Origin of the sequence: Prevotella sp. P4-98 (genome assembly GCF_002251405.1) — a bacterium.
In the GTDB taxonomy this organism is placed as follows: Bacteria; Bacteroidota; Bacteroidia; order Bacteroidales; family Bacteroidaceae; genus Prevotella.
In genome coordinates this window covers 14,643-31,108 of sequence record NZ_NPJC01000020.1, presented here as the reverse complement: position 1 = coordinate 31,108, position 16,466 = coordinate 14,643, and the positions used below count along the sequence as shown (strand labels likewise).

At 47.6% G+C, this 16,466-nt stretch carries 7 protein-coding genes; 1 reads left to right on the top strand and 6 read right to left on the bottom strand.

Translation table 11 applies throughout. The features are described 5' to 3' along the window. Positions 1 to 6 precede the first annotated feature (6 nt). Entirely contained in the window at positions 7 to 1,542 is a 1,536-nt protein-coding gene (locus CIK96_RS03345) for a carboxylesterase/lipase family protein (protein ID WP_094439629.1), read from the top strand. Positions 1,543 to 1,920: 378 nt separating this feature from the next. On the opposite strand, the gene CIK96_RS03340 is transcribed toward CIK96_RS03345, so the two are convergent. The 6 genes from CIK96_RS03340 to CIK96_RS03315 form a co-directional block, all read right to left on the bottom strand. Further along, on the bottom strand, positions 1,921 to 2,649 hold the full coding sequence (locus CIK96_RS03340) for an RNA methyltransferase (protein WP_094436227.1): 729 nt from the start codon (positions 2,647 to 2,649) through the stop codon (positions 1,921 to 1,923). Positions 2,650 to 2,744: 95 nt separating this feature from the next. After that, on the bottom strand, positions 2,745 to 5,519 hold the full coding sequence (locus CIK96_RS03335; RefSeq protein WP_094439627.1) for a PD-(D/E)XK nuclease family protein: 2,775 nt from the start codon (positions 5,517 to 5,519) through the stop codon (positions 2,745 to 2,747). Continuing rightward, a complete protein-coding gene (locus tag CIK96_RS03330; RefSeq protein WP_094439625.1) occupies positions 5,516 to 8,770 on the bottom strand; it encodes an exodeoxyribonuclease V subunit beta in 3,255 nt (1,084 codons plus the stop codon). The genes CIK96_RS03335 and CIK96_RS03330 overlap by 4 nt, the downstream gene beginning before the upstream one ends. Continuing rightward, positions 8,764 to 10,785: a DUF5686 family protein gene (locus CIK96_RS03325; protein ID WP_144007474.1), complete on the bottom strand. Its 2,022-nt coding sequence runs from the start codon at positions 10,783 to 10,785 to the stop codon at positions 8,764 to 8,766. The genes CIK96_RS03330 and CIK96_RS03325 overlap by 7 nt, the downstream gene beginning before the upstream one ends. Before the next feature lie 38 nt (positions 10,786 to 10,823). After that, positions 10,824 to 11,696, bottom strand: coding sequence for an RNA polymerase sigma factor RpoD/SigA (locus CIK96_RS03320; protein WP_094390217.1), 873 nt, complete (start codon positions 11,694 to 11,696; stop codon positions 10,824 to 10,826). Positions 11,697 to 11,942: 246 nt separating this feature from the next. After that, complete coding sequence (locus CIK96_RS03315; protein ID WP_144007473.1) at positions 11,943 to 16,466, bottom strand: translocation/assembly module TamB domain-containing protein; 4,524 nt, start codon at positions 16,464 to 16,466, stop codon at positions 11,943 to 11,945.

Below are 16,466 nucleotides of genomic sequence, written 5' to 3'. Positions count from 1 at the left end.
CAGAATATGAAAAACAAATGGTTTATTTTAGTTTGTGCACTGTTGGCGATAGAAACCAGCGCCACAGCACAACTGCTGCGCACCAATGTTGCGCAGGGAGAGATTGAGGGTGTCAGCCGCAACGGCCACGCCCTGTATATGAACATTCCATACGCAGAGGCACCTATAGGCAACCTGCGCTGGAAGGCTCCCGTGCCGAAAAAACCGTGGACAGGAGTGTACAAGGCCGACAAGTGGGGCAACCGTCCCCCACAACCAACCGACCCCAACCAGAACGGCAACGAGATTCCAATGAGTGAGGACTGCCTGTACCTGAGCGTTGAGACACCCGCAAAGTCATCTGATGAGCGCCTGCCCGTGTTTGTGATGATTCACGGCGGTGGTTTCCTCACCGGATCGTACAGCGGCACGCAGGAGAGCTTTGTCCGTGAGGGCATCGTTTATGTCAGCATTGAGTACCGCCTTGGAGCACTCGGCTTCATGAGTCATCCGGAACTCAGCAAGGAGGCTGGTGGCCTCTCCGGTAACTACGGAATACTCGACCAGATAGAAGCCCTGCGATGGGTGCACAACAACATTGCGGCCTTTGGCGGCGACCCTGAGAAGGTGACCATTGCCGGCGAGTCTGCAGGAGCTATCTCCGTGAGCATCCTCTGTGCTTCGCCGTTAACCAAGGGACTGTTCCGCGCCGCCATCTGCGAGAGCGGAAGTTCGTTCTGGCCCGTCGGTGAGAAGCGCGACGGAAATGTCGCCGTGTGTACGGTGCGTAGTGCCGAGCAGGCCGGTATCGGTTTCCAAAAGCGCCTCGGCAAGAAGAACCTCAAGCAAATGCGCAAGGTGCCGTTCCAGCAGCTCGTTGACAAGTCCCAGCCGGATACATTCTGGCCTGTGGTTGACGGCCATGCCATCATAGACGACCAGTACAAGCTCTACGAGGCCGGACAATACAACGACGTTGACATCCTCATCGGCACCAACTCCGACGAAGGCTCCTTGTTCGCGTTCCCCATGCCCGTCGAAGCCTATCAGAAACGGGTCAAGGACATCTATGGCGACTGGGCCGACCGTCTGCTGGAGATATACCCCGCCACCAACGAACAGGAGGCCTGTTTCGCGCTGTCAGACATCTTCCGCGACGGTAGCTTTGCCTGGGGCACCTACGCCTGGGCCAACCTCCAGACCAAGACCGGCAAGGGACGTGTATATATGTACTACTTCGACCAAGACTCCGAAAACACCATTCTCCGCAGCAAAAGAGGCGGTGCCAGCCATGTTGCTGAGATGCCTTTCATCTACGGATTCAGCTTTAAGGGCGGTCGCATGACCGATACCGAGCGTCACATGCAGCAAATCATGTCGCGCTATTGGATTAACTTCACTAAGACAGGCAATCCCAACGGTGACTCGCTGCCCTATTGGACTACCTACAAACAGGACAAACCCACGGTGATGATCATCCATGAGGGATTCCACCTCGACCGCCTGCCCAACCAGCGCCAGATGGATTTCTTTGAAGCATTTTTCAAGAGTCGCAGGAAATAGAATATGATAATATACAAAGAACCTATCAAAAAGCAAAATGATGAAACATGGGGGCAGATTCCTGTCCCCATGTTCTTTTTTTGCGAAGCAACGAAAATCCACGGATCACACTGACGACACGGATCTTTCTTGCGTTGGTGCTCCGGAAAAGGTCACACAGAAATCAATCATCGGATTGTTTTCGTTAAGCCATGAGCAGAATAAAGCTCGCTTTAATTATGCCATGGCGAGAAAACAAAGGCGTATGCCAATTTAAACGGATATTAGACGGAAATAAAATCTTTAAATAAAAATCTCGACTGAAATGCGCTCGAGTTCCTCGCTTTTGGGAAGGACTTTATAACACTCCGTGTGGTCCGTGGATAATAAAAGAATACACTACTGTCTGCGGCGGAATTCGGAGCAAGTGATGGCTGTGGCAATGGCGACATTCAGACTCTCTGCGCGCTCGCTACCCTGATGGAAATTGGGGATGAGGATGCGACGGGTGATGCGTTGGCGTATCGCTTCGGAGATTCCGTTTCCTTCATTTCCCATCACGATAATGCCTTCACTTGTAAGGGATTGGTCATAGATGTTGTTGCCATCGAGCAATGTGCCATAGACTGGGAATGTTTCAGGAAGGCTGTCGAGAAATTGTGGGAGGTCAGTATAGACGATGGGTAAATGGGCGATGCTTCCCATGGTGGCTTGTACTACCTTGGGATTGTAAATGTCTGCGGTGTCGGGGGAACAATAGATGCAGTCGATGCCAAACCAATCGGCTATACGGATGATGGTTCCTACGTTGCCTGGGTCCTGGACACCATCAAGTGCCAGCGAGAGATGACCTTCTGGGGCTATGGGGGCGGTGTTTGCGGGGATTTCAAGTACGGCCAACACCTCTTGCGGATGTTGCAAGAAACTGATGCGCTGGAGTTCTTCGTTGGTAACGAGTTGTGTGTCGGCGGTCATCATCGTAGTGGCGAAAATCTGACGTGCCTTGAAACCGGCACGCAGGAGATCGCCTACCACTTTCGGACCTTCTGCAACGAAAAGTCCTTCACGACGGCGGTTCTTCTTGAGTTCGAGACTGTGAACCCATTTTATTTGGTTTTTGCTAATCATTGGTGCAAAGTTACGATGATGTGGGCGAAAAACCAAAACAAAACTGGATTTTCTCCCACATGACATGGATTATCTTGTTGGACATTCGCCTCATCCTATGATATCTTACCACAGAGTTTGGTATAGGGGCAATTGGAACAGCTTTTCCCATCGGGAGATGGCGTGAAGTCAACCTCAGGATTGAAGATCTCGTCGATCACAGTCTTTAGGTGACTATTGAAATCTTCCAGATAGGGAAGTATGTCGCTGATGGGTTCCTTACCAAAACAGAGGGTCGGGTCGTAATCGTCGGAAGCGGCATGCTGGATGAAGAGTAGGGCAGGACTTACCGGCAACTGGTGGGGATTGACGGATCTGTCGGTCGCCACGATATTGCCATAGAGCAGCGTCTGGAGATAATAGCCACGATGCGAGTCGTTGTCGGCAAAGATATCATCCACGTCTTTTGCCATCTTCATCTGGCTTCCTCCCGTCTTGTAGTCCACCACACGGATGCGCTCTTTGGCAGTATCGCAATCAACAGCATCGAGGCGGTCTATCGTACCGCCAATCGTAGTCGTAAACTGTCGGTCGCCCATCTTCACTTGCCAGTCGCACATCACCTGTCCTTCGAGTTTATAGACCTCAAAAGGAGCCTGTCGGTAGTCTAACTTCAGCAGTTGGCGCAAGTAATGGATAATCACCTCCCGATTGATGAGTTGCAGTCCGTTGAGCGCAGCACCGGCAGGTAATTGTTTGCGAAAAGCCGTGTCAACAGCCTGGGCGACGGCCGTCTTTGACTTCAGCAGCTGCCCAATCTGCGCCTTTTCAATCCGGCACCCATGTTGCGTCATCTGTTCATAAAGGTGTTGGGCAGCATCATGGAAGATAATACCGAAAAGGCGGTCGTCAATCTGCAGTTCATCATCATCGAGTTCGTAGAGGTTGGACACATACTGATAGAAGAACTGCAACGGGCAGGAACGGTAGCTGTTGATGGCTTTCGGAGTGAGCAGCGGCCTGTTGGTATTCGGGCGTTTGACAAATCTACGGTAGAGGATCTGCATGATTTCCGGTGTCTTGCTAATCGCCTGCGGTTGCATAATGGTCGGTTCCTGTTGCGCTTTGAGATAGTGATGCTGAATGGTCTGTGGAGCTTCAACCATGAGTTGGAGCATGAAACGACTCATCTCATGGGCATTGCCATCGTCAGTACCGTTGTTATACACCAAGGTGATATCGGTGGCACGCTGCAGAAGTCTGTGGAAGTAGTAAGCATAGATAGCCGTCTTGTGTTCGACGGTGGTCAGTCCGTACACCTTTCTGAGGCTGTGGGGAATGAATGAGCTGTCGTTGACGCCTTTAGGCATATTGCCTTCGTTGCACGACAGGAGTATGATGTGGTCGAAATCGAGGTTGCGCGATTCGAGTATTCCCATGACCTGTATGCCTTCTGCCGGTTCTCCATGAAATGGAATGGATGTGGACTGTATCAACTGTCGGAGCAAGCGTTGCAGGGTGACGCTATCAATATTCAGGTCACCATCAGCAGCCAATCCCTTCATACGGTTTACTAACGTATAGGCGCGGAATATGGATTCCGATCGTAATGCCATGGCATTAGGGTCGGCATCAGTGGTCTGACTCATGTCGGTGGCAATGGTGCGGATGATGGTGCATAGCCAATCGAGGATGGCATGGATATGGGAGTCGCTCTGCTGTTGGCAACTATCGAGCAGTTCGTCGGTAATCCATTTGTTGTAAGGATGTTGACGGATTGTCTTATAGTAAAACTTTGGCTTGTTTGAGGTTTGCCATGCCACCAATAGAGTGAGGAGTGAAGCGATGGGCGTTTGCGCCAAGGGGTAGCCCGTGGTGATATTGACCTTTCCGATATTGTCGGGAATGGAATGGATCACCATGGGCAGGAGGTTCTCGTTGCAGAGGAGGATCGCCGTGCGTTTCCCACCATTTTTCCGCTGTTCATCAGCGAGCCAATCGGCAATATAATGTGCTTGAATATTTTCTGTTGGCGCAGCAACAAACCGGATCTGTTTGTCGTTTGCAAACTGTCGATAGATCTCTTCCCGTGAGTGATCGAGTTCGTTGGGAAAGGAAGAGAGGTATTGAGAGATAAAGAATCCAGCCTCATGTCCTTTCATATAATAGTCATCGAAATCCCAATAGAATTTAGCCTTACCTTGCTGTTGCAGATGTCGGAAGAGCGCCTGCTCCACCTTGTTGAGGAGATTGAAGCCCACGAAAATATAGGTATCGTAGTTCAGGGTGATGGATCTCTTCTCCACCACATCCCGATACAACATACCCTCGTATGCCAGTTGTTGGTCAGCGAGTTTCTGCCGGAAGCGATGATAGATATCGGCAAAGTGTTGCCAGAGTTTCAGGAACCGCTGTTTGAGTTCTGAATGATCGTCATCGTTGAAATTGCTGAAAAAGCGCTTAATGACCGCACGTTGTTCGTCGGTCAGATAACTGATGTCGTCGAGTTCGTGAAGGTCACGGATATTGGCAAAGACATGATCGGCATCAGCCCTGTTTTTGTCGATATCATCGAAATCGGCAAGGAGGAGCTGTCCCCAGCCGTAGAAGTGGTCTAAGGTTTCATCAATTCCCGTCACCTCAACAAACGTCTTATGGATATCGCTCACCAGTTTGATGGGATCGGCAACGCTCCATTCCGATTGCGACCGGAAGAGTTCGCTAATGGTGAGGTAGGCCGGACTCCAGATGGGGCGGTCAGCCAATCGGGCGAGGTGCTCGTTGATGAACAACGAGGCACGCTTGTTGGGGAAAACAATAGCCGTCCGTGAGAGGTCTGTACCTTGTTTGCTGATAATATCTTCTGCTACAAATTCAAGAAATGTCTTCATACCGTTTCAATTTTATTAGTATAAACATACCAGAGGAAACCCTCTACCTGTGAATGTCCCATCTGCCGGATCAGTTCCATGTATTCCTTTACCTGGGTTTGGTGTTCAGGTTTGGGGCGTCCAAACTTGAAATCGACCACGACAAAACGTTCGCCGTCGCTCATCACGCGATCAGGCCGCCGTTCCACGACATGGCCGTTGTCATCGGTAGAAAGAATGGTACATTCATTATAAAGCGTCCAAGATGGCGAGAACCATGCCTTGACGCGACTGTCCTGTAAACGCTTGCGCAGCATGTCTTTGAGGCGTGCCGTAGTAATCTCCTGGTCGTAGATGATACCTTCCTGTTCCAGTTCCAACAGGGCACTCTCTATATCGTCAACGGTACGAATGGTAGAGAACACATGGTGGAGCACATTACCCATCTTGATGTATGATTGGGCAGTAAGCGTCTCTTCATCGTTTTCATCAGCCACAAACTCCATGCTTTTGTTGCTCTGGCGGAACTGAGTGTTCTGCCGGAACGTCTTCATAGAAACCTCAAGAGGTGTTGGAATCTGCAGGAACACGTTGTTGCTACGCTTCTGCGTCTTCTGCGTGTGTGTTGCAGGCGTGCCGTAGGTAAAGACAACGTTCGTCTCCTCATCTTCTATGCCCTCGATGGTACTTCCGGCAAGATGATCGGCAATCTGCGGCAACACCTTCATGATTTGGGAAGAACGCGTCTTGGCCGATTGGCGCTTTCCAATGACGAAAAGACTCTTGGAAGCTCTGGTAAAAGCGACATAGAGGATATTGAGGTTATCGACTGTCAGCTGAAGGTGTTCCTCTTCATAATCGGAAGCATAGATGCTTTCACGCATTCTCTTGCTGTAGTCAATCAAGGCAACTGGAAGTTGGTTGAAGGGTTCCACCTGAGGGTGACACCACAGCGTATCGTCCATTTCCATTTTCCAACTGCAGTAGGGGATGATGACATGGTCGTACTCCAGTCCTTTACTCTTATGGATGGTGAGAATGCGTATTCCCTCCACCTGGTCGCTCTGGATGGTCTTTTTATGTGCGTCCTGATTCCAATAGTCTATGAAGGCTTCAATACCCGTACTGTTGTCCATGGCGAAATCGCTAAGGATGTCGAAAAACTTACAGACGTATGCACTTTGGCTTGTTACACGATGTAACGAGAAGACATCGTAGATTCGTTCTGCCAGTTCTAACAATGGCAACTGAACCAGATCCTCCATCCCGTTGACAAAGGGTTCGGGCAACATCTCATCGAGGTCTTTGGTGGCAAGGAGGCAGTCTCTTTGCGTCCAGCTCACATCGTCGAGAATGAGTTGATGGTAATTCTTCACCAGTTGTGCTTTGACGAGTTTGTCGTTGGGGTGGGCCAACAGCCACAAGGCATCAACAATCAGATTGACAGGTGCAGCATAGTCCAGTCTGAATGCCTCATCGCTCACCACGTTGACATCAGGCAACTCACCCGTGATATAATTGGCAATACCACCAATCACCGTATTGGTGCGCGTGAGGATGGCGATGTCCGACTGCCGTACCCCCTCATCAAGCAGTTGACTGATACGGGACGTCAGGAGTTCCAGCGTATGCTGGCTATAGTCCTCGGTAGGCAGGAGCTGTATTTCCACATACCCTTGATCCGGCTTGGCGTCGGGTACTTGTTGGCAAACATCATGGTAAGCATGTTCGAGAGATGCCGCACCATTGATATCCTCCTCCGTCAAGTCGGCGTATTCCTGCTTTGCCAAGGTGGTAAAGAAAGTATTGTTGAAATCGATGATATTGCGCTGCGACCGATAATTGGTTTGCAGCGATTCCACCTGCATCATGTTGCTAGGAAACTGCCGTTCGATATCGTTGAGCAGTCGCCAGTCGCCAGACCGCCAACGATAGATGCTCTGTTTCACATCGCCCACAATCAGGTCGCGCGACTCCCCATGGCTCATACATTCCTGTAGGAGAATTTTGAAATTCTCCCATTGTATCGTCGAGGTGTCTTGAAATTCGTCGATCATGACATGTCGCAGTTGTGCACCAATCTTCTCAAAGACGAACGGCGTATCGGACTCGCCGATCAGTTCATGGAGCAGATGTTGCGTATCGCTCAGGAGAAAGGTGTTAGACTCTTCGTTGATCTGTTTGACGGTCTGCTCAATACTATGCAACAGGCGCAGGTTGTTGAGGTGGCTCAACGTCAGTCGTGATGAGTTGATGATTTTCCATTTACTCTCACGGTTCTCTATGACGAAACGGAGAAGAGGAATCAGCTTGGACTCGGCAAGGGCGATAATCTCTTGGCGTCGCGGGTGTTTCTTAGAAGCCCAGTTGTCGGCACTCTCCAAGCATGCCAAGGCACGTTTGCCGATGATGTCCTCCTCGTATTTACCATTACCGATGCTGACAAACAAACCAGCTACGCCCGATTTTCCATAGGGGAGATCAGCCATGGTGAGATTGTTGTCTTCAAGGGTTTCGAAAAACGATTCACTGGTTTGCCTGAAACATTTTTCAGCATCTTGCGCAACGTCGCGCAACTGTTTGACGTATGATTCTATAAACCCATCGCGCTGCATCACTTCTTCAAGGATTTCACGGTGCTTCTTGTAGTCATCGTGGAAGATGGTACATCCGAAATACTTGATATCATGGAGTAGTGTATTGTTGCGCGTGTCGCTATTGGTCCATCCTTTGTCGTCTTTGATATTTTCCATGATATAGCCCAAGAGCCATTGCAGCATAGGGTCGCTGCTCTTGAGGTTTTCCAACATCATATCTACCGCGAGCGATTCCACCTGAACACCATTGATTCCCACCTGCAGATTGGCAGTAAGGTTCAGTTCGCGTGCAAGGTTGCGCAATACACTTTGGAAAAAGGCATCAATGGTCTGTACGCGAAACTGATGATAGTTATGGATGAGCAGATGCAAGGCAATGCCAGCACGTTGTCTGACGACAGCAGCATCAAGACCTGTTTCTGCCTCCACCTTTGCAGCATAGCTTTGCGAGTCGGGCAGTTCATTCCAAATGCCATAGAGTTGGCTGAGAATACGTTGTTTCATCTCTTCCGTAGCCTTATTGGTAAAGGTCACGGCAAGAATCTGATGATAGTTCTGCGGATTAGCCACCAGCAGTTTGATGTATTCGGTGGCAAGTGTAAAGGTCTTACCACTTCCGGCACTCGCCTTATAGACGGTCAGCGGACGAATAGGGGATGTTGGATTTGTTACCATTTTCTGAAAAGTTCAAAGGTGAATTTACAACCAATTTCCTGATATTGCGTCTTGAGGAAACTGGCAAAGAGTCCGATGGACACGAAACGCGTGGTGAAGCCGTAGCCGATCTCGGTATAGGGCCGTGTGTGTTCTATCGACAAGGTGCTGAGGTAGATACGCTCGGTTTCTATGTAACGGCCTATCCATGGCATCCAAGACAGCATCAGTAACGGCGATTCATAGGACACATGACCACGAAGATAATAATCCGAGGCATTATACCAGTTACGTGACAACAACTGAAACTGTCCAGTCCAATCGTCATCCCAACCGTTGGGCAAGTTCTCATCTCTGAAATTGGCATAATCCACGAAATAACTTGTCTTCTGGTTGGTATAGAAGCCTCCTCCAAATCTTACATTAAGAAGGCGCATGCAGTCCATTCGCTTCTGGTAGGTCGCATCAAACTCCCACCGTTCGTATTCCAGGTTAGACCGTAGTACATTACGGATGCTGCGCTCGTAATTGGCTGTGAGGATGGGACCTTTCTTCCAGGGCGTGAACTGTAACGTCAGCAAAGGAGAGAAACTTCGATACGTCACAGGATGTCCAGCCTCTTGCATCATTTTCTTGTTGACCGCAGTACGTTGGTGGTAAATCAAACCGGCCGTCACCTCAAACCAGTCTGTTATACCTATATTATTGACCATCTTGAGGTTGTTGTCGTTGAAATATTGCAGCTCGCCCAGCTGTTCGTCAGTAGCCGCCTGCAATCTGTTGTTGATCTTATCAATAACGCTGGAGTTGATAATTCTATTACCGTTAGCCCATATCACCTCTGCATATCCATCTCTTTTCGGATTGTACGTCATGCGGAGTGGGGCAGTAAAGTAGAACTGCTTGATTTTGAAATTATAACCCAGGCGTGGTGTGAAAGTGAGGTATCGATGAGCATTCCAAGCGTATTGCATGCTGATTTTCATTTTATACGCCAAACCCCGACTCTGACTATAGCTCAAATACAACGGGTTGAAGAGAGGCGACGCCTTGATACTTGCACCTCCAGCATTCAGGCTCATGCTGCTGATGAGTTGATCGCCAATCACATCAACAGCCCATTCCTTCCATTTGCTGCGCTTGATAGTATCTTGACCTATACTGTCTGTTTTCGACCTCATCGAATGGTAATGGGCGTAGATCTCATTCTCCAGTTTACCAAGCGGTGTGGTGCGCAAGGTGTCCATCATCTTTCTGTCAGCCTGAATGTGGATGGTGTCAGCTACCTCCTTTGGAGCATTGTAGGTTGCTATGAAGCGAGCATCAATACTATTGCCAATAAATCCCAGATGTGCCTCGGTAGAGCACCATTGAGGTAAGCGTAATTCCCGTTCGTCGGTGTTGGGAATCACCTGCACGCGGAAAGCAATCATATCGTATTCGCCTTTGAAAGAGGCTAGATGGATTCGTCCTGTTCGTTGATCTACAATGGCATTACCTGTAACCAATTGTGTATTGTTCAGACGGGGGCGGAAGTCGATACGAAACATGTTATTAGAAACATGATGTGTTGTAAAGCGGTAGAAATGTCTGTTGCTGCGATGAAATGGCGACAAAAGACGCTGGTCGTAGATGGTCTTGCCATAAAGGTCGGGGGTGAGATATTCCAAGGTGGTGGGCATCACGCTCCGATTGCGAGGGATAGTACCACTCACCACCTGTCGCTTCATCTTGAAATGGCCGTCCTTGTCAATATTCAGTTTGCCATACACTTCTCCGATGTACCTCCGTTCTCCCTTCGCTACAACATACATGCTTGGCACAAGAAACAGAATAGGGTTGCGGCGTCTGGCATCTATCACATACCGCATATATGAGTTTGAAGTGGAATCGGAATAAAACACGGGTAATTTTCGCCCATACTCCCATACACGCTGAATTAATAACGAGTCTGTTGGCTGACTCGCATAAACAAAGATGCTGGACATGAAAATCATCATGCCCAGCATCATTATTCTGGCGGATGGGTGTTTCATGCCTCAAAATTACGGAAAAATTCCAAGGCATCCAAACTTTATCCCAAATATTTCATCAATATCTTAGCGTTGCCCGATTCGCGCAACTTGGTGATGCTCTTTTCGCGAATCTGACGGACACGCTCGCGAGTGAGTCCCAACTGGTCGCCGATTTCCTCAAGACCCTTTTCGTGGCAACCAATTCCGAAGCATTGGCTGATAATGGTAATCTCACGATCTTTCAGCACTTTCTTCAATACGGCATTGAGCTCCTGAGCCATTGACTCGTGATCTACATGACGGTCGGTACGTGAATCATCACCACCTGCCATAACGTCAAGCATACAGTTGTCTTCACCCTCTTGGAATGGGGCGTCGATACTAACATGGTGACCATCAGCCATCAAACTCTGACCAATCTTCTCTTCGTCGAGATTGGTAGCGTCGCTCAACTCAGCAACAGAAGGATGGCGCTGATGTTCCTGTTCGAATTTGTTGATCTCGTGGGTAATCTTGTTCAGACTTCCAACCTGGTTCAGAGGCAAACGCACGATACGGCTTTGCTCTGCAATAGCCTGAAGAATAGACTGGCGAATCCACCATACTGCATAGGAAATGAATTTAAAGCCGCGTGTCTCATCAAATTTCTGAGCAGCCTTAATCAATCCAATGTTTCCTTCGTCAATCAAATCAGTCAAGGTCAGACCCTGGTGCTGGTATTGTTTGGCCACGGAAACCACGAAACGCAGATTGGCTGTGACAAGTTTGTCTTTTGCACGCTCACCCTCAGGACCACCTTTGCGGATCTTTTGTGCAAGTTCGATTTCTTCGTCAACACTAATCAGCGGGGCACGTCCGATTTCTACAAGATACTTATCAAGTGCTTCACTCGAACGATTCGTGATACTTTTCTGAATTTTAAGCTGTCTCATCCTTTTTAAATCTTCTTCTTTTTAACTTAACCTCTTGAAAATCAATAAAGTACATAAAATGTACTCAAAAATCTCTGCAAATTTACTAAAAAAATCAATACGCTGCACGTTTTTAACAACTTTTTTATATTAAAAAATATTAAAGTATGATCTTCGACCAGTATGCACTTGGAGGATACAAGAAATCTTACCATATCGTCTGTGTGCGCCGTAGATATTGATTGACCTGTTAGCGACAAGAAACTATTATTGTTTCTTCTCCTTTTTTTCCTTTTTTGCCTTTGTCGCCTTTTTCTTTCTGATGCCGAACAAATCGCGCAGGTTACTAAAATCTTTCTTGATGATCAGGCCGAGTCCCTGGGTGTTAAGACTTGATTTTGTGAAATAGCGGTCATTGGTCTGATTATACACTTTCAAGGCAAGGTTTCCGTTGGGCACCAACAGATAGCGCACATCAAAGTCACCAATAAATGTTGTGTTGGCGGTATTGGCTTTGTCACGGTAACCAAATTGTCCGTTGAGGAGTAATCGGTTGTTGAACATCCTACCGCTGACAATACCCTCGTATTCCGCATTGTTCCATCCTTCGTCGCCCGTGGAAATATTAGCGCCAAAACTCCAATCGTTACTTTTGATGACTGATTTAAGCAAGGTGTTGATTTGACTGCTCAGCGTACCCGACAACAAACCTTGCATGGCCAGCGACGTTTGGTTTTGTTGTGTTTCCCCCGCTTCCGCATTATTCGCACCCTGTGGGTAGAATCGACCGAAGCCAAGGAGGTAGAGCACCTGTTGGTTCATTTCTTCTTGTCCGTTAATAATCGATCGAACCATCTGTTTTTCGTCTGTATTGACATTCGGCATGTCAAGATCGAAATCCACTATGGGGTTTGACGGTTGTCCCGTGATATTCATCAGGCAGTTGACTTTAACCGTATTCGAGAAACTCTTGCCGACGTTGAGGTCGCTCAACGATACGCCATTTACTGCATGCAAGGCCTGTAGGTTCAGCGTAGCTTCATAAGGGTCACCTGCAAAGACGATAGTACCTCCGGGTTGGAAGGTAAAGTCTTTCTTGATAATTTCCTGTATGGTCACACCGTAGGTTCCATGTTCAACATGGTATGTTCCAAACATCTGAAAACCGCCTTTGTTAAACCATGTGGCACGCAGGATGCCGTTTCCGTTGAGCGTGATATAATCGTTTGTCTGGTTATCCATCAGCAAGCGTAGTGTAGCATTCGGCGTACAGTTGATAAGGAAGTTGATGCGCATATCAGAACGGTCCTCCAACGGATTGTCTGTCGTGACTTCCTGTGATGTTTGGTTGAGTTTTGTGTCATTATCTCGATGTGTCACCCAACTGATAAACTCCTGATTGCCGATGGCATCGGGTTGCGCTACATTATAGGTAAAAGACGAACCCTTTTCCGGCGTGATATTCAGGTCGATGGTCGTTTCATTGGGACGTCCGTGAATACCCACGCGACCAGTACCATAGACTGTACCATAGAACGTGTCGTCTCTGAAGTCGTTGAAATCATAAGCCAAGAGATGGTTGGCATCGACATAGAGGTCGTAGGTGAGGTTGGTGAGGTGCTTGTGGTGTATGCCACCCGTCATCAGTCCTCTTTGGTTGTTTTTGTCATAGATGTAGCATGAAGCAAAGGAAATTTCGTCAGGGACAAGATTAATCGTATCGTTTTTAAGATAATACGTACATCCTGTCGGTTTCACATGTGCTTCACCATTGACAACCAGTTGACCTTCTATGTTAATAGTACTCAGCGGTCCAAACAGTCGTACGGCGCCCAGAGCCGATCCGTCGATGTGAGAGATGAAGCTCTTAGTGAACGAATGCATAAATTCTATTCTGGTGTTCTCAGCCCTGATGCCGAGGTCTATAAAACTCTTCACAGGAGAAACATAACCTTCAATATAGGTTTTAGAGTCGCGACCATTTGAGATCTGTCCGTCATCGGCAATGGCATGAATATCGATTTGCTGGTCTTGTTCGTTCCATACTACATTGGCATTTAGCGTACCCATGCGACCATGTTCAAACTCAAAACCGTCAACGGCCAGTTGTGCCGATGCTTTAGGTTTTTTGCTGAAGATGGCATGAGCCAAAACCTGTCCTGTAGCATGACCATTGAAATCTACGGCATGGAAATTCACCAGTTCGAGGATGTATTCTATGTCAATATCGTTGAGGTTCACCACAATACCGTCATCCTCTGAGGGTGAAGCTGTTCCGTCGATGACGAGGTGTTGGCTATCGTGTTTGATCGTGAAATTCTTGATGCTAACATGCTTAGGAGCATAGTATATCGAGCTCGGTTCAACATTCCACCATGTATTATGTATGTTGATGCGCGATGGATTGATCTGAACATTGGCCGCATGTTGTCCGTTTTCCGTCTTATGGAAGATTGTTGTGGCATTAAGCGTTCCTTCCATATTTTTTTCAACCTTATGATTGTTCCAATGGAGGGAGGTGTTCAACTGATTATGGTGTGCATCGGCTTGGAGTTTAAGATCGATGCGGTCGTCATTATCCATCATCTTTGCCACACCCAACTGGCAGACTAAAGTATCGCCAGGCGTATGGATATTGGCATAGGCGTCACGGTAGCAATTGCCGTTAAAGTAAAATTCAGCAGCGCTTCCTTTCAGGTTGATAGTGTGTGTGTTATCATTCACAAAACCATCTATCGTGACAGGTTTGCGGATAGCCATAGGCACCTTCAGCAAGCGTTGCAACCAGTCGCCTCTTGTGATGTGCAGATGAACCGAGAAATCATTATTGGCAGCTGATTGCCGTTTATTCTTATACGCTGTTGTATTGCCATTTGACTGACTGTAATCAAACTTGGTTCCCTGACCATTTGTGGGCAAGCCGGGAAGGGTAGGCAGTTGGTTGGCGAGGAAATCGGTAAAGCTCTTTGTCAGGGTCTTATAGTCAAACTTTCCCATGATTTCAGCCTGTGCGAAGTCACTACGGATGCGCATGAAATGGGTGTCGCCTTCATATCCTGTCATGATATGCAACTGATCAAACTCATAACTGTCTGTTGACGACAGCATCGAGAAATTGTCAATTTTCACCGAACCCGTTGAATTGTCTATCCTACTGCCTCTGATATCAGATGATATATCGGCAAAGAATCTGGCGTCACCCCATTTGTCGGAGAGGTTGATGGCTTTAGGAGAGAAGTTGAGTATCGATGCTTTGATCTGAATGTTTCGTTCGTTATGGTTCATCTGACACAGTCCAGAGATGTCCAGTCCGATATTAGGATCGTCGATAGAGAGGTTTCCGCCAACTTCTTTACTGTCGTAACGTGCGTCAATCTTGATATTGCGAAATGGGTATTCGTTATAGATAAACTGCCCTATATTTCCCTTGGCTTGTACCAGAAAATGTTGACGGTCCAGCGAACCATTCACGGCAATATCTGCTGATACTTGTCCGAAATGAGCATCGTCGAGCAGCTGTTGCAGATTGATGCTCTCTGTTTTGATGTCTGCCTGGAAGGATTGGTCAGCTTCTTTGTCGAAATTCAGTTTCAGACTTCCCACATCCGTACGGATTTGTTGTTGTACTTTGATGACATCCAACGCTGTACCTGTTGCAAGACCATGCATTTGTATATCCCCCATTCTTACCAGAGGGGCGGGTGGGGTAAAGCGTGTGCCTTTCAGGTTTTCTGATATAAAACCAATGGTTTGAGCCGACAACGATAGATTGTTGACATGCGCAAGCCATTGGGGTTTTTCTGTAATATTCTTTACCCATCCGTTGCAATCGATGTCAATATCTCCCGATGTGGATTCTACCAAGAGCTGTTCAATGTCTAAGTCATCCTTCTCGCCTTTGAATTTCGACCTAAACGAGATGGTGCCTTTGAACTGCTTGAGGGAAGGTACAAAAGCACTCAGGTCACTTAGCGCGATATGTGATGGTTTTATTTCACCATGATACCTTAACGCTTCCAAATCTATCTTTTTGCCTTTTATACGGTAGTCGGCTTCCATTTCTCCCAAAGCCAACTGGGTGTCAGGCAGTTTTAAGTCAAGACTTTTGAGCTTGCAACGGTTACGTCCACATTCCAATTGAAATGCCAGTCGCTTAACATCCAGTCCGCCCTGTTCTTTCATGGAAATGTTTTTGGCAATGACATTCAGCGAGTCGTTTGTGAGCGTTTTAATTAGAATATGTGAACTGAGGTCCGTCACTTTGATATGATTCACATCAAACTGCCCGTATCTTCTTGCTATCCAGTTTTTATCGTAGCTGACGGAAGTACGTCGCATGATGAGCGAGCCCAACCTTAAATCGAGTTTGCTATCACTTTTCGATTCTTTGGAAGCAAGTGAGTCGAGCACAAACTGGAAATTGGGTTTGTCTTCAGGTCTGTTTTGGTAGAGACTGATTTTTCCTCCGAAAATCTGTGCGGTTGAAATATCAATCTTTCCCGATGTAATGAGGGAGATGAGGTTGATTCTCACGCTCATACGATTGGCGACTAATAGCTGTTTTCCCGACTGGTCATCCATAGAGATTTTATCGACAACGAGTCTGTTAAGCCATCCGGGATTGACACTACCGATCTTGACATTTGTTCCCAACTTATCGCCTATGGCAACAGCAATTCTCTCTCCAGTATATTGTTGTATGCTGGGGATGGAGAACGTAAGGATTGTCAGCAGATAGACAGCAATGACCGCCCATATCGTGATTTTAAGGATATATTTCAGTATCTTCAC